Origin of the sequence: Nonomuraea fastidiosa (genome assembly GCF_042751225.1) — a bacterium.
GTDB classification, from domain to species: domain Bacteria; phylum Actinomycetota; class Actinomycetes; order Streptosporangiales; family Streptosporangiaceae; genus Nonomuraea; species Nonomuraea fastidiosa.
In genome coordinates this window covers 1,463,220-1,489,522 of the sequence record NZ_CP170570.1, presented here as the reverse complement: position 1 = coordinate 1,489,522, position 26,303 = coordinate 1,463,220, and the positions used below count along the sequence as shown (strand labels likewise).

The 26,303-nt window shown below is 70.4% G+C and carries 28 protein-coding genes and 1 tRNA gene; 13 read left to right on the top strand and 16 right to left on the bottom strand.

All coding sequences use genetic code 11. The annotated features are described in order from the left end of the window. The first annotated feature begins 55 nt into the window (after positions 1–55). Positions 56–304, top strand: a complete 249-nt coding sequence (locus ACFMQL_RS06700; protein ID WP_364058644.1) for a BON domain-containing protein — start codon at positions 56–58, stop codon at positions 302–304. Then, positions 288–1,031, top strand: coding sequence for a metallophosphoesterase (locus tag ACFMQL_RS06695; protein ID WP_378784948.1), 744 nt, complete (start codon positions 288–290; stop codon positions 1,029–1,031). Before ACFMQL_RS06700 ends, ACFMQL_RS06695 begins: the two co-directional genes overlap by 17 nt. Positions 1,032–1,142: 111 nt before the next feature. Here the strand turns inward: ACFMQL_RS06695 and ACFMQL_RS06690 are convergent, their stop codons facing one another. Together ACFMQL_RS06690 and ACFMQL_RS06685 are read right to left on the bottom strand one after the other, a co-directional pair. Continuing rightward, entirely contained in the window at positions 1,143–1,292 is a 150-nt protein-coding gene (locus ACFMQL_RS06690) for a GPGG-motif small membrane protein (RefSeq protein WP_364058638.1), read from the bottom strand. 155 nt (positions 1,293–1,447) lie between these two features. Continuing rightward, on the bottom strand, positions 1,448–1,630 hold the full coding sequence (locus ACFMQL_RS06685; RefSeq protein ID WP_364058635.1) for a hypothetical protein: 183 nt from the start codon (positions 1,628–1,630) through the stop codon (positions 1,448–1,450). 70 nt (positions 1,631–1,700) lie between these two features. Between ACFMQL_RS06685 and ACFMQL_RS06680 the strand changes: the two genes are divergently transcribed. After that, a complete protein-coding gene (locus tag ACFMQL_RS06680; protein WP_364058632.1) occupies positions 1,701–2,297 on the top strand; it encodes a nucleotidyltransferase in 597 nt (198 codons plus the stop codon). A gap of 1 nt (position 2,298) precedes the next feature. Here ACFMQL_RS06680 and secA2 read toward each other — a convergent pair whose 3' ends face one another. From secA2 to ACFMQL_RS06665, 3 genes are all read right to left on the bottom strand, one after another. Next, positions 2,299–4,500 carry an accessory Sec system translocase SecA2 gene (secA2, locus tag ACFMQL_RS06675; RefSeq protein ID WP_378784946.1) on the bottom strand — a complete coding sequence of 734 codons (2,202 nt, stop codon included), beginning with the start codon at positions 4,498–4,500 and terminating at the stop codon, positions 2,299–2,301. Positions 4,501–4,621: 121 nt separating this feature from the next. Beyond that, positions 4,622–5,497 carry an EamA family transporter gene (locus tag ACFMQL_RS06670; RefSeq protein ID WP_364058629.1) on the bottom strand — a complete coding sequence of 292 codons (876 nt, stop codon included), beginning with the start codon at positions 5,495–5,497 and terminating at the stop codon, positions 4,622–4,624. Positions 5,498–5,821: 324 nt separating this feature from the next. Continuing rightward, a complete protein-coding gene (locus ACFMQL_RS06665; protein ID WP_364058626.1) occupies positions 5,822–6,904 on the bottom strand; it encodes an acyltransferase in 1,083 nt (360 codons plus the stop codon). 246 nt (positions 6,905–7,150) lie between these two features. On the opposite strand from ACFMQL_RS06665, the gene ACFMQL_RS06660 reads away from it, so the two are divergent. Further along, positions 7,151–7,525, top strand: a complete 375-nt coding sequence (locus ACFMQL_RS06660) for a VOC family protein (protein ID WP_364058623.1) — start codon at positions 7,151–7,153, stop codon at positions 7,523–7,525. Positions 7,526–7,745: 220 nt separating this feature from the next. Here ACFMQL_RS06660 and ACFMQL_RS06655 read toward each other — a convergent pair whose 3' ends face one another. From ACFMQL_RS06655 to ACFMQL_RS06645, 3 genes are all read right to left on the bottom strand, one after another. Then, a complete protein-coding gene (locus ACFMQL_RS06655) occupies positions 7,746–8,237 on the bottom strand; it encodes a hypothetical protein (RefSeq protein ID WP_378784943.1) in 492 nt (163 codons plus the stop codon). Positions 8,238–8,351: 114 nt separating this feature from the next. Beyond that, a complete protein-coding gene (locus ACFMQL_RS06650) occupies positions 8,352–8,492 on the bottom strand; it encodes a hypothetical protein (RefSeq protein ID WP_378784942.1) in 141 nt (46 codons plus the stop codon). Positions 8,493–8,592: 100 nt separating this feature from the next. Further along, positions 8,593–9,789: an FAD-dependent monooxygenase gene (locus tag ACFMQL_RS06645; protein WP_364058617.1), complete on the bottom strand. Its 1,197-nt coding sequence runs from the start codon at positions 9,787–9,789 to the stop codon at positions 8,593–8,595. A gap of 85 nt (positions 9,790–9,874) precedes the next feature. Between ACFMQL_RS06645 and ACFMQL_RS06640 the strand changes: the two genes are divergently transcribed. Further along, positions 9,875–10,456, top strand: coding sequence for a TetR family transcriptional regulator C-terminal domain-containing protein (locus tag ACFMQL_RS06640; RefSeq protein ID WP_364058614.1), 582 nt, complete (start codon positions 9,875–9,877; stop codon positions 10,454–10,456). A 4-nt stretch (positions 10,457–10,460) separates the two neighbouring features. Here the strand turns inward: ACFMQL_RS06640 and ACFMQL_RS06635 are convergent, their stop codons facing one another. After that, entirely contained in the window at positions 10,461–11,051 is a 591-nt protein-coding gene (locus tag ACFMQL_RS06635) for a GNAT family protein (RefSeq protein WP_364058611.1), read from the bottom strand. A gap of 107 nt (positions 11,052–11,158) precedes the next feature. On the opposite strand from ACFMQL_RS06635, the gene ACFMQL_RS06630 reads away from it, so the two are divergent. From ACFMQL_RS06630 to ACFMQL_RS06620, 3 genes are read left to right on the top strand one after another with little or no spacing between them, the layout of a single operon-like run. Then, positions 11,159–12,361: an acyl-CoA dehydrogenase family protein gene (locus ACFMQL_RS06630; protein ID WP_364058608.1), complete on the top strand. Its 1,203-nt coding sequence runs from the start codon at positions 11,159–11,161 to the stop codon at positions 12,359–12,361. Then, the gene (locus tag ACFMQL_RS06625) at positions 12,358–13,521 is read left to right on the top strand and encodes an acyl-CoA dehydrogenase family protein (protein WP_364058605.1); all 1,164 of its coding nucleotides are present in this window, start codon (positions 12,358–12,360) and stop codon (positions 13,519–13,521) included. Before ACFMQL_RS06630 ends, ACFMQL_RS06625 begins: the two co-directional genes overlap by 4 nt. Then, positions 13,518–14,573, top strand: a complete 1,056-nt coding sequence (locus ACFMQL_RS06620; RefSeq protein ID WP_378784939.1) for an acyl-CoA dehydrogenase family protein — start codon at positions 13,518–13,520, stop codon at positions 14,571–14,573. Before ACFMQL_RS06625 ends, ACFMQL_RS06620 begins: the two co-directional genes overlap by 4 nt. Here ACFMQL_RS06620 and ACFMQL_RS06615 read toward each other — a convergent pair. Next, entirely contained in the window at positions 14,544–15,134 is a 591-nt protein-coding gene (locus ACFMQL_RS06615) for a TetR/AcrR family transcriptional regulator (protein ID WP_364058599.1), read from the bottom strand. The genes ACFMQL_RS06620 and ACFMQL_RS06615 overlap by 30 nt on opposite strands. A 172-nt stretch (positions 15,135–15,306) precedes the next feature. Between ACFMQL_RS06615 and ACFMQL_RS06610 the strand changes: the two genes are divergently transcribed. Next, positions 15,307–16,074 (top strand): nuclease-related domain-containing protein, encoded by a 768-nt coding sequence (locus ACFMQL_RS06610; protein WP_364058596.1) that lies wholly within the window; start codon positions 15,307–15,309, stop codon positions 16,072–16,074. Between the two features lie 9 nt (positions 16,075–16,083). Here ACFMQL_RS06610 and ACFMQL_RS06605 read toward each other — a convergent pair whose 3' ends face one another. Then, the gene (locus tag ACFMQL_RS06605) at positions 16,084–17,460 is read right to left on the bottom strand and encodes a VWA domain-containing protein (protein ID WP_364058593.1); all 1,377 of its coding nucleotides are present in this window, start codon (positions 17,458–17,460) and stop codon (positions 16,084–16,086) included. Next, positions 17,453–18,292, bottom strand: a complete 840-nt coding sequence (locus tag ACFMQL_RS06600; protein ID WP_364058590.1) for a MoxR family ATPase — start codon at positions 18,290–18,292, stop codon at positions 17,453–17,455. The genes ACFMQL_RS06605 and ACFMQL_RS06600 overlap by 8 nt, the downstream gene beginning before the upstream one ends. A gap of 114 nt (positions 18,293–18,406) precedes the next feature. Here ACFMQL_RS06600 and ACFMQL_RS06595 point away from each other — a divergent pair. Next, positions 18,407–18,480 (top strand) — tRNA-Lys (locus ACFMQL_RS06595). Between the two features lie 61 nt (positions 18,481–18,541). On the opposite strand, the gene ACFMQL_RS06590 is transcribed toward ACFMQL_RS06595, so the two are convergent. Both ACFMQL_RS06590 and ACFMQL_RS06585 read right to left on the bottom strand, forming a co-directional pair. Beyond that, positions 18,542–20,911, bottom strand: a complete 2,370-nt coding sequence (locus ACFMQL_RS06590; protein ID WP_378784937.1) for a right-handed parallel beta-helix repeat-containing protein — start codon at positions 20,909–20,911, stop codon at positions 18,542–18,544. A gap of 286 nt (positions 20,912–21,197) precedes the next feature. Then, positions 21,198–21,992 carry a hypothetical protein gene (locus tag ACFMQL_RS06585; protein ID WP_378784935.1) on the bottom strand — a complete coding sequence of 265 codons (795 nt, stop codon included), beginning with the start codon at positions 21,990–21,992 and terminating at the stop codon, positions 21,198–21,200. Between the two features lie 125 nt (positions 21,993–22,117). Here ACFMQL_RS06585 and ACFMQL_RS06580 point away from each other — a divergent pair, with 125 nt between their 5' ends. Beyond that, complete coding sequence (locus tag ACFMQL_RS06580; RefSeq protein ID WP_364058582.1) at positions 22,118–22,528, top strand: RidA family protein; 411 nt, start codon at positions 22,118–22,120, stop codon at positions 22,526–22,528. Between the two features lie 98 nt (positions 22,529–22,626). On the opposite strand, the gene ACFMQL_RS06575 is transcribed toward ACFMQL_RS06580, so the two are convergent. Beyond that, positions 22,627–23,856 (bottom strand): sensor histidine kinase, encoded by a 1,230-nt coding sequence (locus ACFMQL_RS06575; RefSeq protein WP_378784933.1) that lies wholly within the window; start codon positions 23,854–23,856, stop codon positions 22,627–22,629. Next, a complete protein-coding gene (locus ACFMQL_RS06570) occupies positions 23,853–24,509 on the bottom strand; it encodes a response regulator transcription factor (protein WP_364058576.1) in 657 nt (218 codons plus the stop codon). The genes ACFMQL_RS06575 and ACFMQL_RS06570 overlap by 4 nt, the downstream gene beginning before the upstream one ends. 176 nt (positions 24,510–24,685) lie before the next feature. Here ACFMQL_RS06570 and ACFMQL_RS06565 point away from each other — a divergent pair, with 176 nt between their 5' ends. After that, a complete protein-coding gene (locus ACFMQL_RS06565) occupies positions 24,686–25,219 on the top strand; it encodes a hypothetical protein (RefSeq protein ID WP_378784931.1) in 534 nt (177 codons plus the stop codon). After that, positions 25,219–26,301 carry a peptidoglycan-binding protein gene (locus tag ACFMQL_RS06560; protein WP_364058570.1) on the top strand — a complete coding sequence of 361 codons (1,083 nt, stop codon included), beginning with the start codon at positions 25,219–25,221 and terminating at the stop codon, positions 26,299–26,301. The genes ACFMQL_RS06565 and ACFMQL_RS06560 overlap by 1 nt, the downstream gene beginning before the upstream one ends. The last annotated feature ends 2 nt before the right edge of the window (positions 26,302–26,303 follow it).

The window sequence follows — 26,303 nt, the reverse complement described above, 5'->3', positions numbered from 1 at the left end:
GGCTGTTTGAGCGATTGGCGCTCGGGCATGCGGCGACAGAGAAGGGGGACGAGCGATGGAAGCTCCGCAGTACGTCGCGGCCCGTGTCCAGCAGGCGCTGGCCGAGGACGCCCGTACGACCGAGCTGGGAATCCGCGTCGACATCCGAGGTGATCAGCTCTTCCTGCGCGGCCAGGTCAGCGGGTGGGAGCAGCGCGACCGGCTCGGGCAGGTGGCCCACGAGGTCGCGCCCGACCTGCACCTGCACAACGAGATCAACGTCGTCGAGGCCGGCGAGCCGGGGGAGGATGAGCATCTTGACTGACCTGCGGATAGCCGCGGTAGGCGACATCCATCTGGGTGAAGACGTCAAGGGCCAGTACAGGAAGCGGCTGCGCGGCATCGAGGACCGCGCCGACGTCTTCATGCTCGCGGGCGACCTGACCAGGCACGGCACGCTGGAGGAAGGCCGGATCGTGGCCGACGAGCTGCGCGGCCTGCCCATCCCGGCGGTCGCCGTGCTCGGCAACCACGACTACCACTCCGACCTGGAGCGCGAGATCGCCGCCGAGCTGCGCGACGCGGGCGTCACCGTGCTCGACGACGACGGTGTGGTGCTGCAGTGCGGCGACAAGAAGCTGGGCGTCGTCGGCGGGAAGGGGTTCGGCGGCGGGTTCGCGGGCAAGTGCGCCAGCGAGTTCGGCGAGCGCGAGATCAAGGCGTTCGTCCACCACACCCGCCAGATCGCCGAGTCGTGGAAGATGGCGCTCAAGGAGATCGTCGCCGACTATCGCGTGGTGCTCTCCCACTACTCACCGATCAAGGAGACGCTGGAGGGCGAGCCGCCGGAGATCTACCCGTTTCTCGGCAGCTACCTGCTGGCCGAGGCCGTCGATACGGCGGGCGCCGACCTCATCCTGCACGGACACGCGCACAAGGGCAGCGAGAAGGGCATGACGCCGGGCGGCATCCGGGTGCGCAACGTGGCGCTGCCGGTGCTCGGCCGGGCCTACTGCGTCTACTGCATCAATTGCGCGGAAGTCCACGAGTAAGACGTGCGGCGCTGAAAAACGCTCATTTCCCCGGAGAACCGGAGAACCGCCGGGCCGCTCTCGGAGATCGGCCCGGTGGATGCGGGCAGGGAGACCGGGAGAACGGCTCCCTTAGACATGGAAGATGCTGACCCCACCGGGCCCGACCAGGAGTCCGAGGACGATGAGCACGATACCCCAGAGGATGTCGCGCCGGGCCAGGAGCACGTAGATCCCGGCGATGACGAGAATGACGGCGATGATCCAGAGCAATGTAGCCATGGGCCTGCACCTGCCCTCGGCGGGTGACTCATAACCTGTTTCTTACGCCGGCAAAGAAAACGGGAAATGCATCGCCGTTTTCGGCCCTGCTTAAACGCTCTGTCTTGAACGCCCTGTCTGAACGTCCTGTCTTGAACGCTCCGTTCGAACAGCGGTCATTCGGCGGACTTCATCAGTTTCGCGTACGCGAGCCGCAGCCAGCGTCCCGCCAGCGCCGCCACGGCGGCGGCCACGCCGACCGTCCCGCCGTACGCGCCGAGGAGTCCCGCGTAGCGCGCCAGCGGCCGATCCTGGCCGGTCGCATAGGTCTGCTCGGTCCTTGCCAGGATTTCGGTCATAGCTCATCGGGCTACCCAGATACCCCTGTCCCCAACGTCTAGCCGACGATCGTTCGGGTAGCCGATGCGCATGGGCAGCCACAGCCACGCGGTCACCGACGCGATCCTCGACACGCTCAAGCGAGCCAGCTCGGGGCTCAAGGACGCCGGTGTCAAATTCGCGCTGGCCGGAGGCTGTGCCGCCTACGCGCGCGGCGCCGCGCCCTCACTGCACGACGTGGACTTCGTGCTGACCGAGCACGACGTGCCCGCCGCCCTTGAGGCGCTGCGCGGCATCGGCTTCCAGACCGCCAAGCCGCCGGAGGACTGGCTGGTCAAGGCGTACGACGAAGGGCGGCTCGTCGACCTGATCTTCCGGATCTCCGACATGCCGATCACCGACGAGCTGCTCGACCGGGCCGAGCCGCTGAAGGCGTCGGCGGTGATCGTGCCCGTGCTCCAGGCCACCGACCTGGTGATCTCCTGGCTGCTGCCGCTGTCGGAGCATGCCTGCGACTACGGCGCGCTGCTCGCGCAGGTGCGGGCGCTGCGCGAGCAGGTGGACTGGCCGCGGGTGGCCGCCGTCACCGAGACCTCGCCGTACGCGGCGACGTTCATCACCCTGCTGGAGCGCCTGGGCGTGCTCGACGGCCCGGTGATCCCCAAGGGCGAGTCCACGTGGCCGTGAGTCAGCGGCGGCGGCTTCCGTCCGAGACCCGCTTGAGAATGCGGTCCCACTCGGTGCCGAACGGGTTGTCCTGCACGAGGTAGGTCCACGTCGCCGACGGCCGCTTCAGGTCGGGCTCCGGCGCCTCGAACGACTCCAGCGAGCGCCGCTCCACCTCCGCCAGCAGCTTCTTGTACTCGGCCACCGCCTCGCGGTGGAACTCGTCGATCGGGCTCATCCGGCCGAGCGCCCGCAGGTGGATGCCCTCGCGCAGGTCGGTCAGGAACGCGAGATGCTCGGTCCAGCAGCTGTCGATCGCGTGCAGCACGATCTGCCGCGCCGTCTCGTCGCGGGTGTCCTCCGGCATCGCCGCCCACCGCTCGGGGTCGGCCTCGGCCAGCGCCTTGGAGGCGGCGTCGCCGTGCAGCACCTTGTCGCGCCACTCCAGGATCAGCTCGCGCTGGTGCTCCAGCAGCCGCGTGTAGCGCCACGTGTTGCGGTGGATCTCAAGGTTGACGCCCTCGGCGACGCGCTGCGCGTGGCCCACGATGTACGCCCCGCGCCGGTGCCTGATGATCCCGTCGGGATCGGGGGCGGGCGGGCGCTCGTCGGGCACGAACTGCGTGATCAGCGGGTCTTCCATGCTGACGAAGAACACCGAGCCGCCGGGGTCGCCCTGCCGCCCGGCCCGTCCGCGGAGCTGGTCGTCGAGCCGGCTGCTGGCGTGGCGGCCCGAGCCGATCACGTACAGGCCGCCCAGTTCGGCCACGCCCTCGCCGAGCCTGATGTCGGTGCCGCGGCCTGCCATCTGCGTGGAGACGGTGATCGCGCCGCGCTCGCCCGCCTTGGCGATGATCGCCGCCTCTTCGGCGTCGTTCTTGGCGTTGAGCACCACCGGCTCGAGGCCGCGCCGCTGCAGCAGCTTGGCGAGGTTCTCCGACTCGGCCACGTCGAGCGTGCCGATGAGGATCGGCCGCCCGGTCTCGTGGACCGCCTGGATCTCCTCCACCAGCGCCGCGTCCTTGTCGGGCACCGTCGGATAGATGCGGTCGGGCTCGTCCACCCGGATGCACGGCCGGTTGGGCGGGATCACCGCGACCTTCAGCCCGTAGAACTCGCCGAGCTGCTCGCTGACCGCCACCGCCGTGCCCGTCATGCCGCAGATCTGTGGATAGCGGCGGATCAGCCCCTGAACGGTGATCGAGTCGAGGATCTCGCCCTTCTCGCTCGGCGGCAGCGCCTCCTTTGCCTCGACCGCCGCCTGCAACCCGTCGGGCCAGCGCTGCAGCAGCGCCACCCGGCCCCGCGACGGGTTGATGAGCTGAACCTTGCCGTCGCGCACGATGTAGTCGACGTCGCGGGTCAGCAGCGCGTGGGCGTGCAGGGCGAGGTTGAGCTCGATCAGCGTGCCTGGCTCGTTCTCGTCGTAGAGGTCGACGCCCAGGATGTTCTCGACGCTGTCGGCGCCCTTCGGGGTCAGGTAGACGTTGCGCGCCTGCTCGTCGATCTCGTAGTGATAGCCGCGGACGAGCTGCCTGACCAGCGCCGCCATCTCCGGCACCGTGTTGCCGGCGTCGGCCGCCCCCGCCATCACCAGCGGCACCCTGGCCTCATCGACCAGCACCGAGTCGGCCTCGTCGATCAGCGCCACCTCGGGCTCGGGCACGATCAGCTCGCTCGCCTTCGTGCGCAGCCGGTCGCGCAGCACGTCGAAGCCGATCTCGCTGACCGGGCCGTACGTGACGTTCTTCGCGTACGCCTCGCGCCGCTCCTCGGGCGTGGAGTTCTGGTCGATCCAGCCCACGCTCACGCCCAGCGCCTCGTAGAACGGGCCCATCCACTCGGCGTCGCGCCTGGCGAGGTAGTCGTTGACGGAGATCACGTGGACGCGCTTGCCCTGCAACGCGTAACCGGCCGCCGCCATCGCACCGGAGAGCGTCTTGCCCTCGCCTGTGGCCATCTCGGCGACCTTGCCGTCGAGCAGCGCCAGCGTGCCCAGCAACTGCACGTCATAGGGCCGAAGGCCGAGCGTGCGGTCGGCGGTCTCACGGACGATCGCGCAGAACTCCGCGAGATCCCTCATATCGGGCACCGGCAGCTCGTGCATGCCGCGCAGCTCGTCTTCCCGCGCTCCGGCCGCCTTCACGATCTTCTGGTAGGGCGCGAGAGGGACGCCTCCCGGTCGGTCCAGGAGGTTCCTCAGTATTCCCTTTAGCGAGGCCACAGTTCCTCCAACGCGCGCTACGCCGACACCGTTCCCCCTGCCGCTCTGGGGGAACGGAGCGACGATTCGGCAAGCGCCGCCGTACCGGACCTTAACTCATCCGGCCGTCTGCGCCGTCACATCATGGCGCATCGGCCCGTGCGGCCAGCACGGCAACCGCCGCGAGCAGCAGCACGCAGCCCGACCATGCCAGCGGAGTGAGCCGCTCGCCGAACAGCACCACCCCCAGCAGCGCCGCGCCCACCGCCTCGCCGAGCGAGATGATCGACACGGTGGTGGCGCGCAGGGCGGTCAGCGCGCGGAAGAACAGCCCGTACGCCAGCGCCGTCGGCACCGCGCCCAGGTAGACGAGCAGCGCCGCCGACGTCCAGGTCAGCTCGGGCAGCGCGCCCTCCGCCAGCGCGAACGGCGCCAGGAACAGCGCGCCCACCACGAACCCGCCGATCGCCGCCGCCTCCGGGCCGCCGTCGTCGCGGTGACGCCGCGAGACCAGCGTCACCCCGGCGTACCCGGCGGCGGAGGCCAGCGCCAGCAGCACCCCGGCCACCGGGGACTGTCCGGTGCCCGCCGTCGCGGACTCGAACGTGAGCAGCACGAGCCCGGTCAGCGCCGCGGCCAGCGCGACCAGCGCCGTGCGTCCCAGGCGCTCGCGGAGCAGGAAGCGGCTGCCCAGGGCGGTGAAAATGGGGGTGGCGCCCATCGTCACCACGGTCGCCACCGCGACGCCGGAGTGCGCGATCGCGGCGAAGTACGCGGTCTGGTAGAGCGCCATCCCGGCCCCCACCACCACCGTCCGCCCCGTCATGTGCGGGCGGCTCGTGCCGCGGACGAGAACGAGCAGGCAGGCGGCGCCGATGATGTAGCGCCACAGTGATACGCCGACGGGACCCAGCCCGCCGGTCTGGAAGAGCAACGACCCGGCGGCGCCGCCGGTGCCCCAGGCGGTCGCGGCCACGGACGCGTAAAGGGCGCCCCGCCGGGCGGAGACATGCGTCATCGAAGAGTTCTCCGGAGGTGAAGATCGATCAAGGCCCGGTGAGCGGGCAGCGATCACCCCCGGATCGGTGACGACCCGGCGAAGGTCAGAAGACGCCGCCCGCTAGCGGGCGGGAGGCGGAGAACAGATCAGACGCCGATGCATGCCCCCTAAGATAACCGCTCCCCCAGTGGTGCCCCGTCCGCAGGGGCGCTCACGGGGGCGGGTGCTCGCGAGGCAGGGGTGCTCACGGGGTCGGGGTGCCGGCGGGACACGAGCTCAGGCGCTGGGGGTGCCGGTGGGGGCGCGGGCTCAGGCGCTGGGGGTGCCGGTGGGGGCGCGGGCTCAGGCGCTGGGGGTGCCGGCGGGGACCGCGGCGTGTGCGGGTGGCTCCTTCTTGGACAGCAGGCGCTTGAGCCGGGGTGCGAGCGGTCGTTCCACGAACCGGTGCACCGCGTACGCGGCCACCAGCATGACCACGATCATCCCGACGAGCAGCACGTACTTGTTGAACGCCCCTTCGAGCCTGGCGAACAGGATGAAGCCCACGTGCGCGTGCAGCAGGTACAGCGGGTACGTGAGCGCGCCCGCCGTCACCAGCCACGGCCTGGCCAGGGCCCGGGTGACCCCGAGCGCGATGAACGTCATGACGAGGAAGATGAGCACGACGACGGCGGTGATGACGACCGGCGAGTACGTCACGTTGTAGCGCTCGCCGACGGCCTCGGCGTACCCGATGGCCCGGTAGACGGCGTTGCCCAGGCAGATGGGCACCAGCAGCGCGATCTGCCAGTCGAGCCCGAACCGGTAGAGCAGGAACAGCGCCATCCCGGCGATGAAGTAGTGGGAGAACTCGGACTGGACGACCAGGTCGGCGACGCCCGGCAGCACGCCCAGCTCGACGAGGAACGTCAGCGCCAGCCAGCCCCACAGCCCGATCATGATGCGGCCCCGCGTGATGCCGATCATGGTGGCGATCAGCATGAGGATGTAGAACCGCATCTCGGCCCAGAGGGTCCAGTAGACGACGTCCACGTTCTCGATGTTCGGCACCGCCTGGAACATCGTCAGGTTGGCCAGCACCTGCGGCAGCGTCACCTGGAACATGCCCCATCCGAGCAGCGCGGTGACGGTCGCAGTGACGGCGATGCCCACCCAGTACGCGGGATAGAGCCGCACCACGCGCGAGACGATGAACTGCCGGGGCGTCCTGCCCCACGCGCTCATCAGCACGACGAAACCGCTGATCAAAAAGAACAGGTCGACGCCGAGGTAGCCGTATTTGGCCCAGGCGCTTTCGGTGACGAACGTCACAGTGGTCTTTCCTCCGGCCCAGCCGGAGAAGACATAGTGGTACAGCACTACGCACAGTGCCGCCAGCAGCCGGAGCCCGTCGATCTCGTAGAGCCGTTCTGGCCTGGTACGCACGGCATCTCCCTTCTGATGTGGAGAGGGTGGCGGCATCAGCTTGCGGATTGGTTAAAGGACAGCAAAGGCATTCTTACGGGTTTACAGGAGTACCGACGGGTACTTGACGCGATGTCCGACAAGACACACGTGATCGCCGTGTCTCCGGCTCGCCGTCGCCGGGCTCCCAGGCCCGACGCGCCTCACGCGCCGGCGGGTTCTCATACCTGACAGAAGATGGCAGGTACGGCTGAGACGCTTGCCGCCATGACGACGAAAGCAAGCCTCTTGGCCTTCACGATCGATTGCTCCGACCCCAAGGCGCTGGCCGGCTTCTACCACCAGGTGACCGGGATGGAGATCACCTACGCCGAGGACGAGTACGCCGCGATCGGCGACGGCACGGTCTCGATCTACTTCGGCCGCGTCCCCGACCGCAAGCCGGTCACCTGGCCGAGCCCGGACAAGCAGTTCCACTTCGACTTCCGGGTGCCGGACGTGGAGCGGGCGGTCGAGGAATACGTGGCGCTGGGCGCGACGAAGCCCGATTTCCAGCCGGGCGTCACCGAGGAGGGCACCCGCTGGGTGGTGCTCCAGGACCCGCAGGGCCACCTGTTCTGCGTGTGCCCGGAACCGGCATAGCAGGGCAAACAGGAGTCGGCGGGGGCCCAGGGGAGGCCAAGGCGAGGCTACGAGTCCGTACGCGTCGAGACCGATTTGTATGGACTTTTCCGCCTAAAGAATGATTCTGCGCCTCCTCCGGCCTCATAAGCTGGAGCAATGCTCCTGGAAGGATCCCTGCGTCTGCGCGGGCCGCGATGACCTGGGTCGGCATGCTGATCGCGCTGGCGGGGGCGCTGGGCTACGCGCTGGGCGCCGCGCTGCAGCAGTACGAGGTCGTGGCCGAGGGCGCCTCGCTCGGTCTGGTGCGCCGCCCCCGCTGGTGGGTGGGCGGCGTCATCTCCTTCACCGGCGCCTGCCTGCACGCCGTCGCGCTCAGCTTCGCGCCCCTGGTGGCCGTCCAGCCGATCAGCGTGGCCACCTTGGTGTTCGCCGTGCCGCTCGCCGCGTTCATGTACGGGCGCAAGCCGTACCGCGCGGAGATCATCGGCTCGATCGCGGTGGCCGTCGGCCTGCTCTGGCTGATGCTGCTGGTGCCCGCCCATGACGTGCCGCCCCACCTCAGCGACAAGGCCGCACTCGGCTTCATCGGCGTGATCGCCGCCGTCACGCTGCTCACCCAGCTGCTCGCCGGCCGGGTGGGCGGGGCGGCCAAGGCGCTGCTGCTGGCGGTGGGCGCGGGCGTGATGACGGCGAGCGTGTCCACGTTCGTCCGCGTGGTGGCCGGCGGCATGCAGGGCGACTGGGGCCGGTTGATCCACTGGTTCAGCCTGGCCGTGCCGGTGCTGCTGGTCTGCGCGGTGGTGCTGCTGCAACGCTCGTACGCGGTCGGCTACTTCGGCATCGCCTACGCGGGGGTCCAGGTCATCGACCCGGTCACGTCCGTGCTCGCCGGGGCGATCCTGCTCGGCGAGCCGCTGCCCACCGCCCCCGGTACGGCGGTGCCCGCCCTGCTGGCCGCCGCGCTGACCATCGGCGGCACGATCACGCTGGGCAGGCTGGCCCCCGACAAGAGCAAGCCGGCCCAGCGCCCAAACCCCTGGAGAGCCCCATGGAGAGCTCCCAGGAGAGCCCTCAGGAGAGCGCTGTCAGCGAGCAGCCTCCGCCGGTGGACGCCAGCGCAGTATCTCGTCCATCGACCGCAACATCAGATCTGGGCTGATCCGGTTCGCCGCCGTCAGCGCGGAGTCCCGCAGCCACACGGCGAGCGGGTTGCGCAGCCGGCTCATCCGGCACAGCGTCAGCGAGCGCCGTACGATCCGGGTCGTCCGCTCCTTCCTGGCCGCGGTGTAGGCGGCCAGGCTCTCACCGGGCCGCGCGGGGTCGGCCAGGTGGCCCAGCACCACCGCGTCCTCGATGGCCTGGCAGGCGCCCTGCCCGAGGTTGGGCGTCATCGCGTGGGCCGCGTCGCCGACCAGCGCCACCCTGCCCCGGTGGTAGGCGGGCAGCGGCGTGGCCTGGTAGTAGATGTCGCCGCGGATGATGCGCGCCGGGTCGGCCGCCCGCAGCAGCGCGGGGATGGGCTCGTGCCAGTCGCCGAACCTGCGCAGCAGCTCCTCGCGCTCGTCCGGGGCGGCGCCGCCGGGCGGTGCGACGTCGGTGGCGTAGATGTAGACCTGGTCGCCGGCCAGCAGGTGGACGCCCAGGACGGCGCCCCTGCCCCAGCTCTCCGACCTCGGCACGCGTGACGGGTCGCACGGGCTTCCGTCGTCAAGCCGCACGTCGCCGAGCGGGATGAGGGCCCGCCAGACCGTCACCCCCGCGTACGACGGGTCCGGGTGCCCGGGGAAGAGCGCGCGCCGGGTGAGCGACTTGATGCCGTCGGCCGCCACGACCAGGTCGGCCGCCAGGTCGCCCGCAGAAGTCCGTACGACGCCGCGCTGCGCGTCCACGCCGGTGACCGCCGTGCCCACGCGCAGGCAGTCCGGCCCGCCCGCCTCGGCGAGCCCGCCGGCCAGGATGTCGAGCAGCGCGGCCCGCAGCATCACCACCACCGAGTCGCCGTACGCGCCGTCGGCCGCCTCCTCCGTGGTGGCGGTCAGCCGCCGCCCGTCGGCCCTGCGCAGCATCAGCGGCCCCTCGGCGTGGGCGAGCGCGCGTACCCGGTCGCCGAGCCCGAGGGCGTCGAGCGCCTTGAGCGCGTTGGCGGCGATCGCCAGGCCGGAGCCCACGGGTTCGATGGCGGGCGCCCGCTCCAGCACGGTCACCTCCCATCCCTTGCGCAGCAGCGCGACACCGGCGCTCAGCCCGCCGACGCCGCCGCCGATCACCACGGCTCTGGCCATTGCGGCCTCCTTCGCTCACTACGTCTGTAGTTCGACGATACTACGTCCGTAGTGATGTCCAACTACTCCTGTAGTATCTGGTGCCGTGAAGCGCTCAGACGTCGTGGCGGACGCGGCCATCGCCCTGCTCGCCGAGCGCGGCATGCGCGGCCTGACCCACCGGGCCGTCGACGAGGCCGCGGGCCTGCCGCCGGGATCCACCTCCAACCTCGCGCGCACGCGGGCGGCGCTGCTGGAGCTGACGCTGGCCCGGCTCACCGCGCTGGAGTGGGAGGCGGTGGCGGGCGCGTACGAGGGCGCGTACGAGCGGACGCACGACCTGGCCGGGCTGTCCGCACTGCTGGCCGGAGCGCTGCACCTGCGGCTCGCCGACCGCGTCCACACCCTCGCGCGCTACGAGCTGGCGCTGGAGGCCACCAGACGGCCGGAGCTGCGCGCGATCTACGACAGGGCGGGCCGCCGCTTCCGCGACCCCGCCGTCGCGATCCTGGCCGCCCTGGGCTCGCGCGACCCGGTGCGGCACGGGCGCACGCTGGTGGCGTTCGCCGAGGGCCTGGTGTTCGACGCGGTCGTGGGCGCGGGCGCCATGCCCACGCGGGAGGAGCTGGAGCGGGCCGTCCGCGAGGTGCTCACGGGCATGCTCGGCGGGACCGCCGCCGAGACCTGATCGGCTAGGAGGCCGCCAGGCGGGCCTGGAGACGGTCGCGGTGCGGCGGCCACTCGTCGTCGAGGATGCCGAAGCAGACGGTGTCGCGCCAGGTGCCGTCCGGCCGGCGGCGGTGCCGGCGCAGCGTGCCCTCGTGCACGCCGCCGATGCGCCTGATCGCGTTCTGAGACCGTACGTTGAGCACGTCGGTCTTGAGCAGCACCCGGTTGTAGCCCAGCTCGAAGGCGTGGCCGACCATCAGCAGCTTGCACGCGGTGTTGATCGCCGTGCGCCAGGACGCGCGGCCGTACCAGGTCCAGCCGATCTCCACGCTGGCCTCGAAGCCGGGCACGTCGGCGTACGTCGTCCAGCCCACGGCCCGCCCGCTCGACCGGTCCACCACGGCGAACGGCACGTGCTTGTCGTCGTCGATCAGCATGCGCGCGACCTTGCCCAGCTCCTCCTCCGTCCGCGGGGCCGGCACCGGCATCCACCGCCAGACCTCGTCGTCGCCGCCTCCCGCGGCGAACAGGTCGGGCACGTGGTCCATGGCGAGCGGCTCAAGGCGGACGACGTCGTTCTGGAGCACGGTAGGGCCGGGCAGCTTCGCGGTCATGGCGGCCACTGTAGAAGACCAGGTGAGGGTGGGTAGATGGCCACCTGGAGGCATTTGCCGGGAACCACCTGTCGACACTCATACCGGCCGGTCGGTAGGGTCGCGTCATGGACTTCGCCTTCGACACCGTCACCGAGGACCTGCGCGAGCGATTGCTCCGCTTCATGGACGAATGCGTCTACCCCGCAGAACCGGCCTTCGAGGAACAGGCGAAAACCAGCGGCTGGAGCCCGCCGCCGCTGATCGAGGACCTGAAGGACGAGGCGAGAAAGCGCGGGCTGTGGAACCTGTTCCTGCCCGGCGAGCACGGCGCGGGGCTGACGAACCTCCAGTACGCCCCGCTGGCGGAGATCATGGGCAGGAGTCCCGCCATCGCCCCCGTCGCCACCAACTGCGCCGCCCCCGACACCGGCAACATGGAAGTCCTGGCCATGTTCGGCAGCGAGTGGCAGCGCAAGGAGTGGCTGCGGCCGCTGCTCGACGGCGAGATCCGCTCGGCCTTCGCCATGACCGAGCCCGACGTGGCCTCATCCGACGCCACCAACATCGCGACCTCGATCGTCCGCGACGGCGACGAGTACGTCATCAACGGCCGCAAGTGGTTCATCTCCGGCGCGATGAACCCCAACTGCAAGATCTTCATCGTCATGGGGCAGACGAACCCCGACGCGCCCAAGCACCGCAGGCAGAGCATGATCCTCGTGCCGCGCGACACGCCCGGGGTGCACGTCAAGCGCGGCATGCACGTCTTCGGCTACACCGACGCCGACCACGGCGGACATGCAGAGGTCGTGTTCGAGGACGTACGCGTGCCCGCGGCGAACCTCATCGGCGAGGAGGGTGGCGGCTTCGCCATCGCCCAGGCCAGGCTCGGACCCGGCCGCATCCACCACTGCATGCGCCTGATCGGCATCGCCGAGCGCGCGCTGGAGATGATGTGCCGCAGGGCGCTGTCGCGCACCACGTTCGGCAAGCCGGTCGCGCAGCAGGGCGTCGTCCAGGACTGGATCGCCGAGTCCCGCGTGAAGATCGAGCAGCTCCGCCTGCTCGTGCTCAAGACGGCCTGGCTCATGGACACGGTGGGCAACCAGGGCGCGCACACCGAGATCCAGGCCATCAAGATCTCCACCCCGATCACGGTGGAGCAGATCCTCGACAAGGCCGTCCAGGTGCACGGCGCCGGCGGCGTCTCCCAGGACTTCCCCCTGGCCGCGCTCTGGGCGCACGCGCGCACGCTGCGCCTGGCCGACGGCCCCGACGAGGTGCACAAGCGGTCCCTGGCCTATCGCGAGCTGAAGAGGTACATGTGAACGAGGCACAGATCAAGGAACGCGTGGCCGCGTTCCTCAGCGAGCACGATCCGAGCGGCGACCGCCTGGAGTTCCTGCGCGCCCGCTTCGACGCCGGGCTCGCCTGGGTGTGGTTCCCCGAAGGGCTCGGCGGGCTCGGCGCGCCGCGCGAGCTGCAGCAGGTCGTGGAGCGGGAGCTGGCCGACACCCCGCAGCTCAACAGCGGCCTGCAGGGCATCGGTCTCGGCATGGCCGCCCCGACGATCCTGGCGTTCGGCACCGAGGAGCAAAAGCGCCGTTTCCTCAAGCCGCTGTGGACCGGCGAGGAGATCTGGTGCCAGCTCTTCAGCGAGCCGGGCGCGGGCTCGGACCTGGCCACGCTGGCCACCAGGGCGGTCAGGGACGGCGACGAGTGGGTGATCGACGGGCAGAAGGTGTGGACGTCGGGCGCGCACCACGCCCGGTGGGCGATCCTCGTCGCCCGCACCGACCCCGACGTGCCCAAGCACCGCGGGCTGACGTACTTCGTGTGCGACATGCACGCCCCCGGCGTCGAGGTGCGGCCGCTGCGGCAGATCACCGGCGAGGCCGAGTTCAACGAGGTGTTCCTGACCGGCGTCCGGCTCTCCGACGACCTGCGGCTCGGCGCGGTCGGCGACGGCTGGCGGGTCGCGCAGACGACGCTGATGAACGAGCGGGTGGCCATCGGCGGCGCGCCCTCCAGGCGCGGCGGCGGCGTCATGGCGTCCGTGCTGGCCGCCTGGCGCGAGCACCCCGAGCTGCGTACCCACGACCTGCACCAGCGGCTGCTGTCGCTGTGGGTGGAGGCCGAGGTGACCCGCCTGTCGGGGGCGCGGCTGCGCGAGCAGCTCGCCGCCGGTCAGCCGGGGCCGGAAGGCTCGGGCATGAAGCTCTCGTTCGCCAAGCTCAACCAGGCGCTGACCGGCCTGGAGATGGAGTTCCGGCGCGAGCTGACCTACGACGACTGGACGTTCAGGCGCTCGGAGAACGTCGACTTCTACGGCCGCGGCCCCGGCTACCGCTACCTGCGGGCCAAGGGCAACTCGATCGAGGGCGGCACCTCCGAGATCCTGCGCAACATCATCTCCGAACGGGTGCTCGGCCTGCCGTCGGAGCCCCGTGTCGACAAGGACGTGCCGTGGAAGGACCTGCCGCGATGAGCCTGCTCTATTCCGACGTCGAAGAGGAGCTGCGCGCCGCCGTGCGCGCCCTGCTGGCCGACCGCTGCCCTCCGTCCGCGGTGCTGAGGCGCGTCGAGTCCGAGCCGTACGACCTGGATCTGTGGAAGACGCTGGCCGGCGAGATCGGCGTGGCCGGGCTGCTGGTGCCCGAGGAGCTGGGCGGCGCGGGCGCGTCGGCGAGCGAGGCGGCCGTGGTCCTGGAGGAGCTGGGGCGGGCGGTGGCGCCGGTGCCGTTCCTCACCAGCTCGGTGCTGGCCACCAGGGCGCTGCTGCCGACCCGCGACGCGCTGCTCGGCGAGCTGGCCGAGGGGCGCAAGACGGCGGCGCTGGCGGTGTCGTTCGCGGCTTCGGCGTACCGTCCTGACCGGGGCGCGTCCGTGAGCGTGGACGGCGAGGGGCGGCTGTCCGGCACTGTCACCGGCGTGGCCGGGGCCGAGGTGGCGGACGTGCTGCTGGTGCCGGTGGACGGCGACCTGTACGCGGTCGAGAGCATCGAGCCCGGGGTGGTCCGGGTGGTGCCCTCGATCGACCTGACCAGGCCGGTGGCCGAGGTGACGTTCGCGCGGACGCCCGCCCGCCGGGTCGGCGCCTGCGACCTGGCGGCGGTGCTGCGCTTCGGCGCCGGGCTGCTGGCCTCTGAGCAGCTCGGCGTGGCCGAGTGGTGCCTGGAGACGACGCTGGCCTACGTCAAGGAGCGCCACCAGTTCGCCAGGCCGATCGGCTCGTTTCAGGCGATCAAGCACCGGCTGGCCGACCTGTGGCTCGACGTGGTCAGGGCCAGGGCGGCGGCCAGGAACGCGGTCGCGGACGCCTCGTCGATCTCGGTGGCGGTGGCGCAGGCGTGGAACGCGGGCGTGGCCGTGCACGCGGCCGAGGAGGCCCTGCAGCTCCACGGCGGGATCGGGATGACGTGGGAGCACCCCGTACACCTGTATCTCAAGCGCGCCAAGGCCGCCGAGGTCGCGCTCGGCACGCCGGGCGATCACCGGGAGGCGCTGGCCTCACTCGTCGACGTGCCCGGCCCCGAGTGAGGTGAGCAGCAGGTCGGCGAAGTGCTTGCCCACCTGGGCGCCGGTCAGCGGCCCCTGCGCGTTGAACCACGTGCCCAGGTGGTGCACCGAGCCGAAGAAGTAGTCGACGACCAGCTCGGCGGGCACCCGGTCGCTGAAGACGCCCGAGCGCTGCCCCTCGGCCACGAGGTCGCGGAAGCGCTCGTGGTAGCGGCGGCGCTCGGCGCGCACGGACTTGCGCGTCTCGGGGGCGAGCAGGTGCATCGACCTGAAGAAGATCTTGGAGTCGTCGAGGTTCGCGGTCGTCGTCTCCACGACGTCGGCCGCGGCCCGGTGCAGGCGCTCCTGGACGGTGCCGGGGCCGTCGGCGATCTCGAACAGCCGATCCATCTGCATGCGCAGCACCCGCATGTAGATCTCGTGCAGCAGGTCGTCCTTGGAGTCGAAGTAGTGGTACATGGCGCCCTTGGTGACGCCCGCCGCCGCGACGATCTCCTGCACCGAGGTGCTCTCGAAGCCGCGCTCGGCGAACAGCCGGGTCGCCTCGGCCAGCAACCGCTGCCTGACCGGTTCGTCTTTCACTCGGTCCCCCTTGGTCACCGCCTTAGCATACCGACTGGTCGGTTGATTGGTCTTGCGGGTACTAATTCCCTCACCTTAGGCTCACCTTGGTCGGGGAATGGGTATCCCTTGACCGGCGAGGGATCTTCGGCGTGGCAGATCCTGCACTACGACGACTTTCGGGGAGTTTGCCGTGCCCGGTGGCTCTATCTACGTGCAGCCCAACGAGAAGTACACTGGCTCATCCCCGCAGTGGTGGTACGAGAAATTCTGGCGCGACGACGCGCCCAACCGGCTCAAGCGCAGGTACGTCAAGGCCGCTGTGGGTTTCATCATCGGTGTGGCGCTCGGTCTCAGGTTCGGGCTCACGGGGGGTTCCGCGTTCACCGGCCTGCTGGCGGCGGCGCTCGTCTTCGGCGGCGACTGGCTGTACGACATCTACAGCTTCCGCAAGACCGCCGTCTGGCGCGGAGCCAAGCGCGGCGAGGTCATCATGGGACGCCTGCTACGCCGTTCGCTGCGCCGCCACGACTACCACGTGCTCGACGGCCGGGCGATCCGCGGGCAGGCCTCCATCGACCACCTGGTGATCGGCCCCGGCGGCGTGTGGATCATCGACAACGAGTCGTGGAGCCCCGACACCGAGATCGCCTGCTACGCGGGCCGGCTGTTCTTCGGTGAGAAGTACGGAAGCAAGACCGCCAAGCCGCTGGTCGAGCAGGCGGAGAAGTTCGCCGAGCTGCTCAGCCGCGAGACCGGCATCCAGGTGAGCATCACGCCCATGCTCGCCGTCCACTGCGGTCTGCTGCCCAGGAACGGCGTGGTCTCGGCCGAGGGCCTGACGCTGGCCAAGCCGCGCACGATGGCCAAGCTCATCAAGGCCGCTGACCGCGACGTGCTCAGCCCGGCGCAGGTCGAGGTGCTCGCCCGCACCGCGGCCCGGGAGCTGCAGCGCGTCTGACCGGGCCGGTCACGCCAGGGTCTCGATGAACGCGGTGAGCTGGGCGACGTTGCGGCACTCGTACATGGGCACGACGGTGCCGTACTCGCCCGCCACCGAGTCGCCGGTGTCCCACTGCTGCCGCGGCTCCGGGTTCAGCCAGTACGCGTGCCGGCACCGCGACACCAGCGACCTGAGCACGTCGAGCGCGGGCGGCTGGTAGTTGGAGCGGGCGTCGCCCAGGATCAGCAGCGACGTCTTCGGGCCGAGCGCGTCGCCGTACCGCTCGGCGAACCGCTCCAGCGCGTTCCCGTAGTTGGTGCGGCCGAAGCGCACCATGTCGGCCTCGTTGGCGAGCCTGGTCATCGCCTCGACCACGTCGGAGCCGGGCTGGAAGAACCGGGTGATCTCATCCACGGTGTCGACGAACCCGAACGCCCGCACCTTCGTGAACTGCTCGCGCAGCGCGTACGTGAGCAGCAGCGTGAAGTGCGCGAACGACGAGACCGAGTCGCTGGTGTCGCAGAGGACCACCAGCTCGGGCTTGTGCGGCCGGGGCGGGCGGAGGTGCGTGGTGAGCGGCACGCCGCCGCTTTGCAGCGAGGCCCGCATGGTCCTGCGGAAGTCGAGCCGGCCGCGCTTGCCCTTGCGCTGCCGCATCGCAAGGCGCGCGGCCAGCCGGCGGGCCAGCGGGTGCACCTCCCTGCGCAGCTGCGCCAGGTCGGCCCTGGTGATGCGGAGGAAGTCGATCTGGTCGAGCGGAGGGCGTACGGCGGAGCGCGCGATGCGCTCGATCCCGGCGTCCTCGGCGATGCGGCGGCGCACGTCGGTGGCCACCGCCTCCTCGAAGCGCCGGATGTTCGCGGTGACGCCCTGCCGCACCGTCTTCTCCGCCAGCCCGCCGCGCTCGCGGCCCTGCAGCACCGCGCGCAGGATGCCGGCCATCAGCGTCTCGGGCGACAGGGCGCGCAGCACGCTGTAGGAGAACCAGTTCTGCCGCCCGGGAGCGGCCTCCTGCCGGCCGAACCGCTCCACCATGGCCTCGGCGAACGCGCGCATCTCCTGGTCGGTGGAGCCGGTCAGCAGGTCCGCCAGGTGCTCGCGCAGCTCCTTGACGTCGGCCGTCGCGAAGTCGATGCGCTCGCGGCCGGGGCGCCGTGCCCGCAGCCCGGTGGTGGACGCCGGGAACCACAGGTCGAACAGCACGTCGAACCCCGGCCGGTGCACGGGCCTCTTCACCAGCGTGGCGGCGTACGCCTCCCGCAGCGACTCCCGGTCGGCCAGGTCGATGACCCGCAGCGCGTTGGCCGCGTCCAGCCCTTCCGCGATCGACACCGGCAGCCCGGCCTCGCGCAGCGCGTGCACGAAGCCGATGTGCCGGTCGACCAGCGAGCCGGTCTCAGGCATCGGGCAGCCCCAGCTCCTTGATCGCCCGCGCCTGGTCGGAGGCGTGTTTGAGCACCACGCCGAGCGTGCCGGCCACGGTCGCCTCGTCCAGCTCGTCGCGGCCGAGCGCGAGCAGCGTGTTGGCCCAGTCGACGGTCTCGGCCACCGACGGCGCCTTCTTCAGCTCCAGCGAGCGCAGCGTGGCGACCGTACGCGCGAGCTGCTCGGCCAGGTCGGCGCGGAAGCCGGGCACCTGGGCCAGCACGATGTCGCGCTCGCGCTCGGGGGTCGGGTATTCGATGTGCAGGTAGAGGCAGCGCCGCTTGAGCGCCTCCGACAGCTCGCGGGTGGCGTTGGAGGTCAGCACGACGTACGGGCGGCGGGTGGCGGCGATGGTGCCCAGCTCGGGGATCGTCACCTGGAAGTCCGACAGCAGCTCCAGCAGCAGGCCCTCGACCTCGACGTCCGCCTTGTCGGTCTCGTCGATGAGCAGCACGGTCGGCTCCTGCGCCCGCACCGCCTTGAGCAGGGGGCGCTCCAGCAGGAACTCCTCGCTGAAGATGTCGTCGTCGGCGTTGGTCGCCTGGATGCGCAGGAGCTGCTTTTTGTAGTTCCACTCGTAGAGTGCTCTGGACTCGTCGAGTCCCTCGTAGCACTGCAGCCTGATGAGGTCTGCGCCGGTCGCCTGGGCGACGGCCTTGGCGAGCTGCGTCTTGCCCACTCCGGCCGGCCCTTCGACCAGCAGCGGCTTGCCCAGCGCGGCGGCCAGGAACACCGAGGTGGAGATGGCGTCGTCGGAGAGGTAGTCCACGGCGGCGAGCCGCTCCGTCACGTCGGCGGGGGAGTCGAACATCCAAGAATCCTGTCTGCCGGAGCCGGAAGTACCGAATTTTATTCTAGCGTGGCCTGTCCTCCGGATTCCGATTCGACCAGGATGGCGATCACCGGTATATTCATTCCTGCCAGCGCGCCGCTAGCTCAGTTGGTCAGAGCAGCTGACTCTTAATCAGCGGGTCCGGGGTTCGAGTCCCTGGCGGCGTACCGGATCGGGCGCTCACCTCGCGAGGTGAGCGCCCGAAGTGTTCTCACCGGCCTTGAGCCCTCATCGCGTCGCCCTGGGGCCGACGCCGTCCAGGCTGAAGGTGCGGTTCCACTCGCGCACCCACGCGGGTCCGAAGCCCTCCGTCCTGTTCAGCGGCGTGTTACGCGCGTCGAAGCGCCACGTTGCCGGGTCGAAGCCCGCCTCCTCCGGCGTGGCCGCCTTGGCGTTGAAGGAGTCGAAGCCCGGGTTGAACGTCTTCACGCTCAGCCCGCCCGCGTCGTCGGTGTAGGCGAAGTCGCCGCTACCGATGCTGACCGACCTGGTCAGCACGTTGTTCGCGGGCACGTACACCGAGTTCGGGTCGCTCCACACCTGCTCGTCGGTGCATTCGGTCTCGCCGACCGCCGTGCACGGCACGCCCTGGGCGTCGGACGGCACGTACCAGTCGCGGATGTTCGGGTACTGCCTGGCGTAGTGGCGGTACCACTTCTCCACGTTCTCCCTGGTGTTGGTGAAGCCGGTGCCGTCGCCGGCCTTCAGCATGTCGTTGAAGCGCTCGGTCACGACCTTGGCGTTGGGCACCGGCAGCCGCTTGCCGCCCTCGTGGTAGAGCTTGTCGTGGCCGATGTACGTCACGTTCACGAACACGTTGTCGCGCGCCACGTTGCTGTGCCCCGCCTGGTAGAACAGCCCGTGCTGGACGTTGTCGAAGACGTTGTGGTGCACGACCATCCCCGACATGCCGTCGTCCATGTAGACGGCCTGGTTGCCGTCCGCGCCGATGTCCTTGAACAGGTTGTACGCCACCACGTTGTTCAGATACGTGTAGTCGCGGCCCGAGTAGATCACGCCCTGGTCGGAGGCGTGCGTGACCAGCCGCTCGAACCTGTTGTGGCTGATCACCATGTCGTTGCCCATGATCTGGATCGCCATGTGCGGCGCGTCGTGCACGTGGTTGTACCGGAACGTGTTCCCGACCCCGTACATGTAGCCCGCCGGCGTGTACGTCGCGAGCTTCGAGAAGTCATAGATCTCGTTGTGCTCCACCACGTGGTCGCCGCGTTCGAGCGAGTCGCGGTCGCCGCCCGCCGTGAAGACCCCGCCGCCGCCGAGGTCGTGCAGCCGGCTGTTGATCACCCGGTTGTGGTGGCCGCCCCGGCTGGTGCGGTACTCGGCGATGGCGGTGATCGCGTCGTTGGCCTCGCCGATCTGCACCGCGTCCATGCTGACGTTGAGGATCTCGACGCCGTCGATCGTGCACGACTCGGCGTCCAGCAGGCGGATGCCGGCCCCTGTGGTGCCGTTCATGCGCAGGCCCTTGAGCGTCACGCCGGTGACGTTCTCGAGCTGGAAGAAGGGGGCGTCGAACGAGGTGAGGCTGATCTCCTTGCCCTCGACCGTGCCGCCGGGCGGGTAGTAGTAGAGCGTGTCGTGGCCCTGCCAGCGGTCGATGTAGTACTCGCCCTCGGTGTCCAGCTCGCTCAGCACGTTCTGGGCCACGAACGAGGACCACTTGTCGGTGGCGACGTACATGGTGGGGTAGTAGGTGGTGATGTCGCCGCCGCCGACGGTGTCGATGCGGATGCGGTCGTTCGCGTAGTTGTTACCGAAATATCCGGACAGCCAGCCGTCCGTCTCGACCTGCGTGCCGTCCGGGGTCTCGGCGCCCGGCGGCTTGGCCCACTTCTCATACCTGGCCGCCAGGTCCGCGTCCTCGACCGTGTAGACGGGGCCGGGGAGCTTGAGCATCTCCTCGTACGGCAGCGTCGTGCCGTCGGGCGTCTTGTCGGAGAAGTAGTCGCGGGCGCCCTTCGGGGCCACCTTGACGGTCAGGTGGTCCCTGGTGAGCTTGGCGTCCCCGTTGGGGTACTGCGCCAGCGTCTGGGCGACGTCGTCGGTGATGAGCTCGGGCGCGTACGGCTGCGGCTTCCAGTTGAAGCCGTTCTTGTTGAGCGTGCCCGTGGGGATGCCCTCCGCGCCGAGGTCGTAGACCCAGACGTTCGGGGCGGCCGATTCGGGGACGCGGGCCTTCGACGACCACTTCGCGTCGTCGGCCGGCAGGTCGCTCAGCCTGCGGAACTTCTCCGGTGCGAGCGTGGTGACGCCGGCCAGCTCGACCTGCTCGCCCGGGTAGGCGGCGTAGGTGACGTACGAGTGCTCCGGGCCGCGCACCTCGACCGTCTTCGCGGTCTGGTAGACGCCAGCGCGGATGTAGACGACGCCGGGGCGGTTGCGGCTGGTCTTGCCGGCCAGCGCGTCGCGGGCGCGTTCAATCGTGGCGAACGGGTCGTTGATGGTGCCGGTCGCGTCGTCGCTGCCGTTCTCGGCGACGTACACGATCTGCTGGGGAGGGGCGGCCTGTACGGGAAGCGCGGTCGTCGCGGCCGTCAGTAAGCCCGCGATGAGGGGGAACGTCGCTCGTCTGAGCATGGGCAGACCTCAATCGGTAAAATACTACTCACAGCAAGAAGTCCTTGAGGGTGAACGGTAGCGTCGCGCGGGCCTCAGTTCAATGGTTTGACCACAGGGCAGCGCATCGTCGGCGGCGCAACGAGACGGTCGGTGCGGGTGATGGGCCGGGCGGGGCGGGTCCAGTACGGGCCGGGCGCGGTCAGGTGCCGCGGGTCCAGTGCGGACCGGGCGCGGTCAGATATGGCGAGTTCGGCACCGGTCGGGCGCGGTCGGGTGCGGCGAGTTCGGCACGGGTCGGGCGCGGTCAGGTGCGGCGGGGTCTGCGCAGGCGCAGGCCGGTGAGTGAGGCCAGGAAGATCACCAGGCCGATCCCCATCAGTGCCCGGCCGTCCGGGCCCGCCAGGCCGCCGCCGCCCGTGTCCGCGCCGCCTGACGGCACCTCGGCAGGGGTCTCCTCGGCGTCCTCGTCGGTCCCGTCAAGGTCGCCCGTCTCGTCGGTGTCGTCGGTCTCGTCCGGGGTGGGGGTCGTGCTCTCCGTGTCGTCCGCCGTGGGGCTGGACGAGGTGGTGGGAGAGCCCTGGCCCGTGCCGACCGTGATGGTGTACTCGGTCCTGGTGGCCGTGTCGGAGGGTTCGCACTCGATCAGCGGATCCGTGTTCGTCAGGCCGAAGTTGATCGAGGCGGCGTGGACCTTTCCGGTGCCGGTGTTCCTGGGAGTCGTCTTGAGCTCGACCCTGGTGGTGGGGAGCGGGATGGCCTCGCCGGGGATGACGGTGCCGATCTCGGCGACGCCGGTGGCCGAGGTGAAGTTCGGGATGCCGCTGATGCCGGCGTAGGCGTACATCTTGATGTCGCCTTCTAACCCGGTGGCGGGGGCGATCAGCTCGGAGTCGCCCGCGTACGAGCCGGTCCAGCCGATCGTCAGCTCCTCGTTCACCTCGGCCTGCGCCGGCACGGTCAGCTCCACGTCGATGCCGACCTCCTGCGTGGTGCCGCCGATCTTGCAGCTGTACTGGATCGGGGCGGCCGCGTGGGCGGCCGGCACGGGGAGTAACGAGAAGACGGCGGCGGCGGATAAGACGGCCGGCAGGACGCGCACGACGGTTCTCCTTGCGACGGACGAGGTGCACGAGAAAGGACGAAGCTCGGGCACGCTCGGGTGACACGGTTATCCAACCGCAATTCAGATGCATCGTCATCCGGGCAACTGATAGGAAACCGGTCATGACTTCAGGTGTCCGACTCGTCCGCGACGACCGGCTGGCCAAGGTCGATTACGCGTATGCCGCCACTACCGACGCGCCGCTCCGCTCCATCTGGGTGGCCGGAGCCTGCCCGCTCGACGCCGACGGGGCCACGGTGGCCGTCGGCGACTACGCCGGGCAGACCCACCAGGTGATGCGCAACCTCATCAGCGCGCTCGAAAGCGCGGGCGCCGCGCTCACCGACGTTGTGAAGACCACCGTGTACGTCGCCTCCAGCGACCAGAAGGACCTCGTGACGGCGTGGAACGTCTACCGCGAGTACATGGGGGAGCACGAGCCCCCGAGCACGCTGCTCGGCGTCACTGTGCTGGGGTACTTCGACCAGCTCGTGGAGGTCGAGGCCGTGGCGGTGCTCCCGGACGCGAAGTGAGACGGCCTGACAAAGTGGGGCGTCGGCGTGCGGAGTGAGAGGGCCTTGCACGGCGGGGCGTCGGCACGCGGAGTGAGACGACCTTGCAGAGCGGGGCGTCAGCGCGCTCGGGGGAGTGACACGATCACGACCAGCCCGCCGCCCTCGCGGGGCCGCGCCCGTACGTCCCCGCCGTGCGCCACCGCCACAGACCGGACGATCGACAGACCGAGACCCGCGCTCGTCCCGGTCACGGCCCGCTCGTCCCCGATGCGGTGGAACGGCTTGAACAGCAGCGGCACGTCGTAGGGCGGCACGTTCGGCCCGGTGTTGGACACCTCCACCTCGACCGTCTCCTCTGACGCGGTCCTGCTCTCCACCCGCACCCAGCCGGTGCCGTCGGTCACGTTGTAGCGGACGCCGTTCTCCACCAGGTTGTGCACGAGGCGTTCGAGCAGCAGCGCGTCACCGGTGGTGGGGGCGGGGCCGGTGACCTCCTTCAGGGTGACCCCGGCGGACTCGGCGGCTCCGGCGCTCTGCTCGATCACGTGCGTGACCACGTCCGCGAGGTCCACCGGCGCCCGGTCGGCCAGCTCCTGCTCCGACCTCGCCAGCAGGAGCAGTCCGCTGATGAGGCGTTCGTGCCTGGCGTTGATCTCCAGCAGGCTCTCGCCCAGCTCCTTGACGTCGGGCGACGCCGTACGGCGGTGCATGGCCAGCTCCACCAGCGCCCTGTTGAGCGTCAGCGGCGTGCGCAGCTCATGTGAGGCGTTCGCGACGAACCTGCGCTGCCCGTCGAAGGAGCGGTCGAGCCGCTCCACCATGGTGTCGAACGTGTCCGCCAGGTCCTTGACCTCGTCGTCGGGCCCGCGCAGCGCGATGCGCTCGGACAGCCCGCGCTCGGCCATGGGGGCGGCGGCGATCCTGCGCGCGGTCTCGGTCACCAGGTTCAGCGGGGCGAGCACGCGGCCCGCGACCACCCATCCGAGCCCCACGGCGAGGCCGCCGACCAGCAGCAGCGCGAGCGCGCCCTGGACGATGAGCGAGGTGACGGCGGCGTCGTGCACGCCGGCCTGCTGCTCGCGCAGCCACTCCAGGGCCGCCTCGCCGGAGAGCGTGACGCCGTTCCTCGTGATGAAAAGCTCTTTGTGCTTGCCGGGCTCGGAGGCGTACTGGCGCTCGAAGATGGCCTTGAGCTGCTGGTCGAACAGCAGGTACGTCACCGCGAGCAGAGCCAGGCCGGCCAGCAGGAACAGCACGCTGTAGACGAGCGTGAGCCGCAGCCGCAGCGTGGGCCGCGGCCTGCGCAGCAGGCGGGCCGGGGCCGCGAGGCCGACGGGACGGCTCATGGGATGCGGTAGCCGACGCCCGGCACGGTCTCCACGACCGGCGGGTCGCCCAGCTTGCGGCGCAGCTTGAGAATGGTCAGGCGGACGGCGCCGGTGAACGGGTCGGCGTTCTCGTCCCACGCCTTCTCCAGGAGCTGCTCCGACGAGACCACGCAGCCGCCGGCGCGCATCAGCTCGGCCAGCACGGCGAACTCCTTCTTCGACAGCGGCACGAAGCGCCCGTTTCTGAAGACCTCCCTGCGCGCCGGGTCGAGCGTGATCCCGGCCCGCCGCAGCACGGGCGGCACGGCGGGCCGCGAGCGCCGCCCCAGCGCCAGCACCCGCGCCGCCAGCTCGGGGAACGCGAACGGCTTCGTCAGGTAGTCGTCGGCGCCCAGCGACAGCCCGGTCACCCGGTCGTCGAGCTGCGCGGCGGCCGTGAGCATCAGCACCCGCGCGGCGCACTCGGCGGCCACCATCTCCCTGCACACCTGGTCCCCGTGTACGCGCGGCAGATCCCGGTCCAGCACGACCACGTCGTAGTCGTTGACCGCGATGCGTTCGAGCGCGGCCTCCCCGTCGTGCGCCAGATCCACCGCATGCGTCTCCTCACGCAGCCACTCGGCGATCGCGTCGGCGAGCATCGGCTCGTCCTCAACCACCAGCACCCGCATGACGTTCCTCAGGTCCCTTCCTCTCGCTGACGAAGCTCGCGACGAAGCTCGCTGACGAAGCCGAGTGTGCTGCATGCGGCGTTCGCTCCAGGTAAGCCGCCGGTGGAAACGCGGAGGAAACACCCCGATCTGTTCCATCTCCCCTCGTACAACGTTCCTCCACGAAAGGGAGCCTGATGCGAGGACGAGAACGAGCACGCGCCGCCACCCTGCTGGCGACCGGCCTCTTGGCGGGGTTGCTGGCCGGGTGCGGCACCGGCGACGGCGGCGGGGCGGACGTGGCCTCGGTGACCGGCGCGGGCACCCAGGCCGCCGCCAGCGTGCAGCCGACCGAGGATCCGAAGGAGAAGGCGCTCAAGTTCGCCCAATGCATGCGCGAGAACGGCATCGACGTGCCGGACCCCGACTCCAGCGGCCGGTTCACGATGCGCTTCGACAAGAGCACGCCGAGAGAGAAGGTGGAGGCCGCCCAGGAGGCGTGCAAGCAGTACGCGCCGAGCGGCGACGGCAAGCGCGGCGGCGACGGCAAGACGGCCGAGCGGCTGCGCAAGCTCGCCCAGTGCATGCGTGACAACGGCGTCGAGAACTACCCCGACCCCGAGGGCGGCATGATGCGCATCACCCCGGAGGTCGGCGAGGACCCCGACTTCGAGTCGGCCAAGAAGAAGTGCCAGAAGGAGGCCGGTGAGGCCGGCCTGGGAGACCTCTGATGGGAGTCGGAACCCGCAGGCGCGGGCTGGTGGTGGCGGGGCTGCTGGCCGTGGTGGCGGTGGCGGGCGGCGGGCTGGTCGCGGCCGCCGGCGCGGGCGTGCTGGACGGCGGCGCGAGCCCGGCCGCATCGGCGAGCGCCCTGCCGCCGGCCACCGCGACGATCACCAGGCAGACGCTCCACGACACCAAGGAGGCCGACGGCGAGCTCGGCTACGGCCCGGTCACCACGGCCGTCGCCAGGCGGCCCGGCACGATCACCTGGCTGCCCGAGAGCGGCGCGACGATCACCCGCGGCAAGTCGCTCTACCGCATCGACGACCAGCCGGTCACGCTCATGTACGGCGGCACCCCCGCGTACCGGGACCTCAAGCCCGGCATGACGGGCAAGGACGTCGAGAACCTCGAACGCAACCTCAGCAAGCTCGGCTACGACGGCTTCACCGTGGACGACGAGTACACCTGGGACACCGCACAGGCCGTCATGGAGTGGCAGGACGACCGCGGCCTGCCCGAGACCGGCGTGGTGGAGCTGGGCCGGGTGGTGTTCGCACCCGGCAAGGTGCGCGTGGAGAGCCTGGAGGCCGAGGAGGGCCGTCCCGCGCAGCCCGGCCAGCAGGTGCTCGCCTACACGGGCACCTCGAAGGTGATCACCGTGGAGCTTGACGCCGAGGACCAGCGGCTGGCCAAGAAGGGCGCGAAGGTCCAGGTCACGCTGCCGGACGGCGAGAGCGTGCCGGGCAAGGTGACTGAGGTCGCCACCGTCGTCGTGCCCGCCCAGGGCCAGGGTGAGGAGCCGGAGACGCGGGTGGAGGCGCTGGTGTCGATCGGCTCGGCCAAGGCGGCGCGCGGCCTGGACAAGGCGTCGGTCGACGTCACGTTCACCGCGTCCAAGCGCGAGAACGTGCTCGCCGTGCCGGTCGCGGCGCTCGTCGCGCTGCAGGAGGGCGGATACGGCTTGGAGATCGTCGAGGGCGGCAGGTCCCGGTACGTGGCGGTCGAGACCGGTCTGTTCGCCGGGGGCAAGGTGGAGGTGTCCGGCGACGGGATCGCCGAGGGCATGACCGTGGGGATGCCGAAGTGACG

What these genes read in the sequence shown, in the direction of transcription:
- ACFMQL_RS06700 (WP_364058644.1), top strand. Translation starts at nt 56, where the DNA reads ATGGAAGCTCCGCAGTACGTCGCGGCCCGTGTCCAGCAGGCGCTGGCC.
- ACFMQL_RS06695 (WP_378784948.1), top strand. Translation starts at nt 288, where the DNA reads ATGAGCATCTTGACTGACCTGCGGATAGCCGCGGTAGGCGACATCCAT.
- ACFMQL_RS06690 (WP_364058638.1), bottom strand. Translation starts at nt 1,292, where the DNA reads ATGGCTACATTGCTCTGGATCATCGCCGTCATTCTCGTCATCGCCGGG.
- ACFMQL_RS06685 (WP_364058635.1), bottom strand. Translation starts at nt 1,630, where the DNA reads ATGACCGAAATCCTGGCAAGGACCGAGCAGACCTATGCGACCGGCCAG.
- ACFMQL_RS06680 (WP_364058632.1), top strand. Translation starts at nt 1,701, where the DNA reads ATGGGCAGCCACAGCCACGCGGTCACCGACGCGATCCTCGACACGCTC.
- ACFMQL_RS06670 (WP_364058629.1), bottom strand. Translation starts at nt 5,497, where the DNA reads ATGACGCATGTCTCCGCCCGGCGGGGCGCCCTTTACGCGTCCGTGGCC.
- ACFMQL_RS06660 (WP_364058623.1), top strand. Translation starts at nt 7,151, where the DNA reads ATGACGACGAAAGCAAGCCTCTTGGCCTTCACGATCGATTGCTCCGAC.
- ACFMQL_RS06655 (WP_378784943.1), bottom strand. Translation starts at nt 8,237, where the DNA reads ATGCCGCCGGCCACCACGCGGACGAACGTGGACACGCTCGCCGTCATC.
- ACFMQL_RS06645 (WP_364058617.1), bottom strand. Translation starts at nt 9,789, where the DNA reads ATGGCCAGAGCCGTGGTGATCGGCGGCGGCGTCGGCGGGCTGAGCGCC.
- ACFMQL_RS06635 (WP_364058611.1), bottom strand. Translation starts at nt 11,051, where the DNA reads ATGACCGCGAAGCTGCCCGGCCCTACCGTGCTCCAGAACGACGTCGTC.
- ACFMQL_RS06630 (WP_364058608.1), top strand. Translation starts at nt 11,159, where the DNA reads ATGGACTTCGCCTTCGACACCGTCACCGAGGACCTGCGCGAGCGATTG.
- ACFMQL_RS06620 (WP_378784939.1), top strand. Translation starts at nt 13,518, where the DNA reads ATGAGCCTGCTCTATTCCGACGTCGAAGAGGAGCTGCGCGCCGCCGTG.
- ACFMQL_RS06605 (WP_364058593.1), bottom strand. Translation starts at nt 17,460, where the DNA reads ATGCCTGAGACCGGCTCGCTGGTCGACCGGCACATCGGCTTCGTGCAC.
- ACFMQL_RS06600 (WP_364058590.1), bottom strand. Translation starts at nt 18,292, where the DNA reads ATGTTCGACTCCCCCGCCGACGTGACGGAGCGGCTCGCCGCCGTGGAC.
- ACFMQL_RS06590 (WP_378784937.1), bottom strand. Translation starts at nt 20,911, where the DNA reads ATGCTCAGACGAGCGACGTTCCCCCTCATCGCGGGCTTACTGACGGCC.
- ACFMQL_RS06580 (WP_364058582.1), top strand. Translation starts at nt 22,118, where the DNA reads ATGACTTCAGGTGTCCGACTCGTCCGCGACGACCGGCTGGCCAAGGTC.
- ACFMQL_RS06575 (WP_378784933.1), bottom strand. Translation starts at nt 23,856, where the DNA reads ATGAGCCGTCCCGTCGGCCTCGCGGCCCCGGCCCGCCTGCTGCGCAGG.
- ACFMQL_RS06570 (WP_364058576.1), bottom strand. Translation starts at nt 24,509, where the DNA reads ATGCGGGTGCTGGTGGTTGAGGACGAGCCGATGCTCGCCGACGCGATC.
- ACFMQL_RS06565 (WP_378784931.1), top strand. Translation starts at nt 24,686, where the DNA reads ATGCGAGGACGAGAACGAGCACGCGCCGCCACCCTGCTGGCGACCGGC.
- ACFMQL_RS06560 (WP_364058570.1), top strand. Translation starts at nt 25,219, where the DNA reads ATGGGAGTCGGAACCCGCAGGCGCGGGCTGGTGGTGGCGGGGCTGCTG.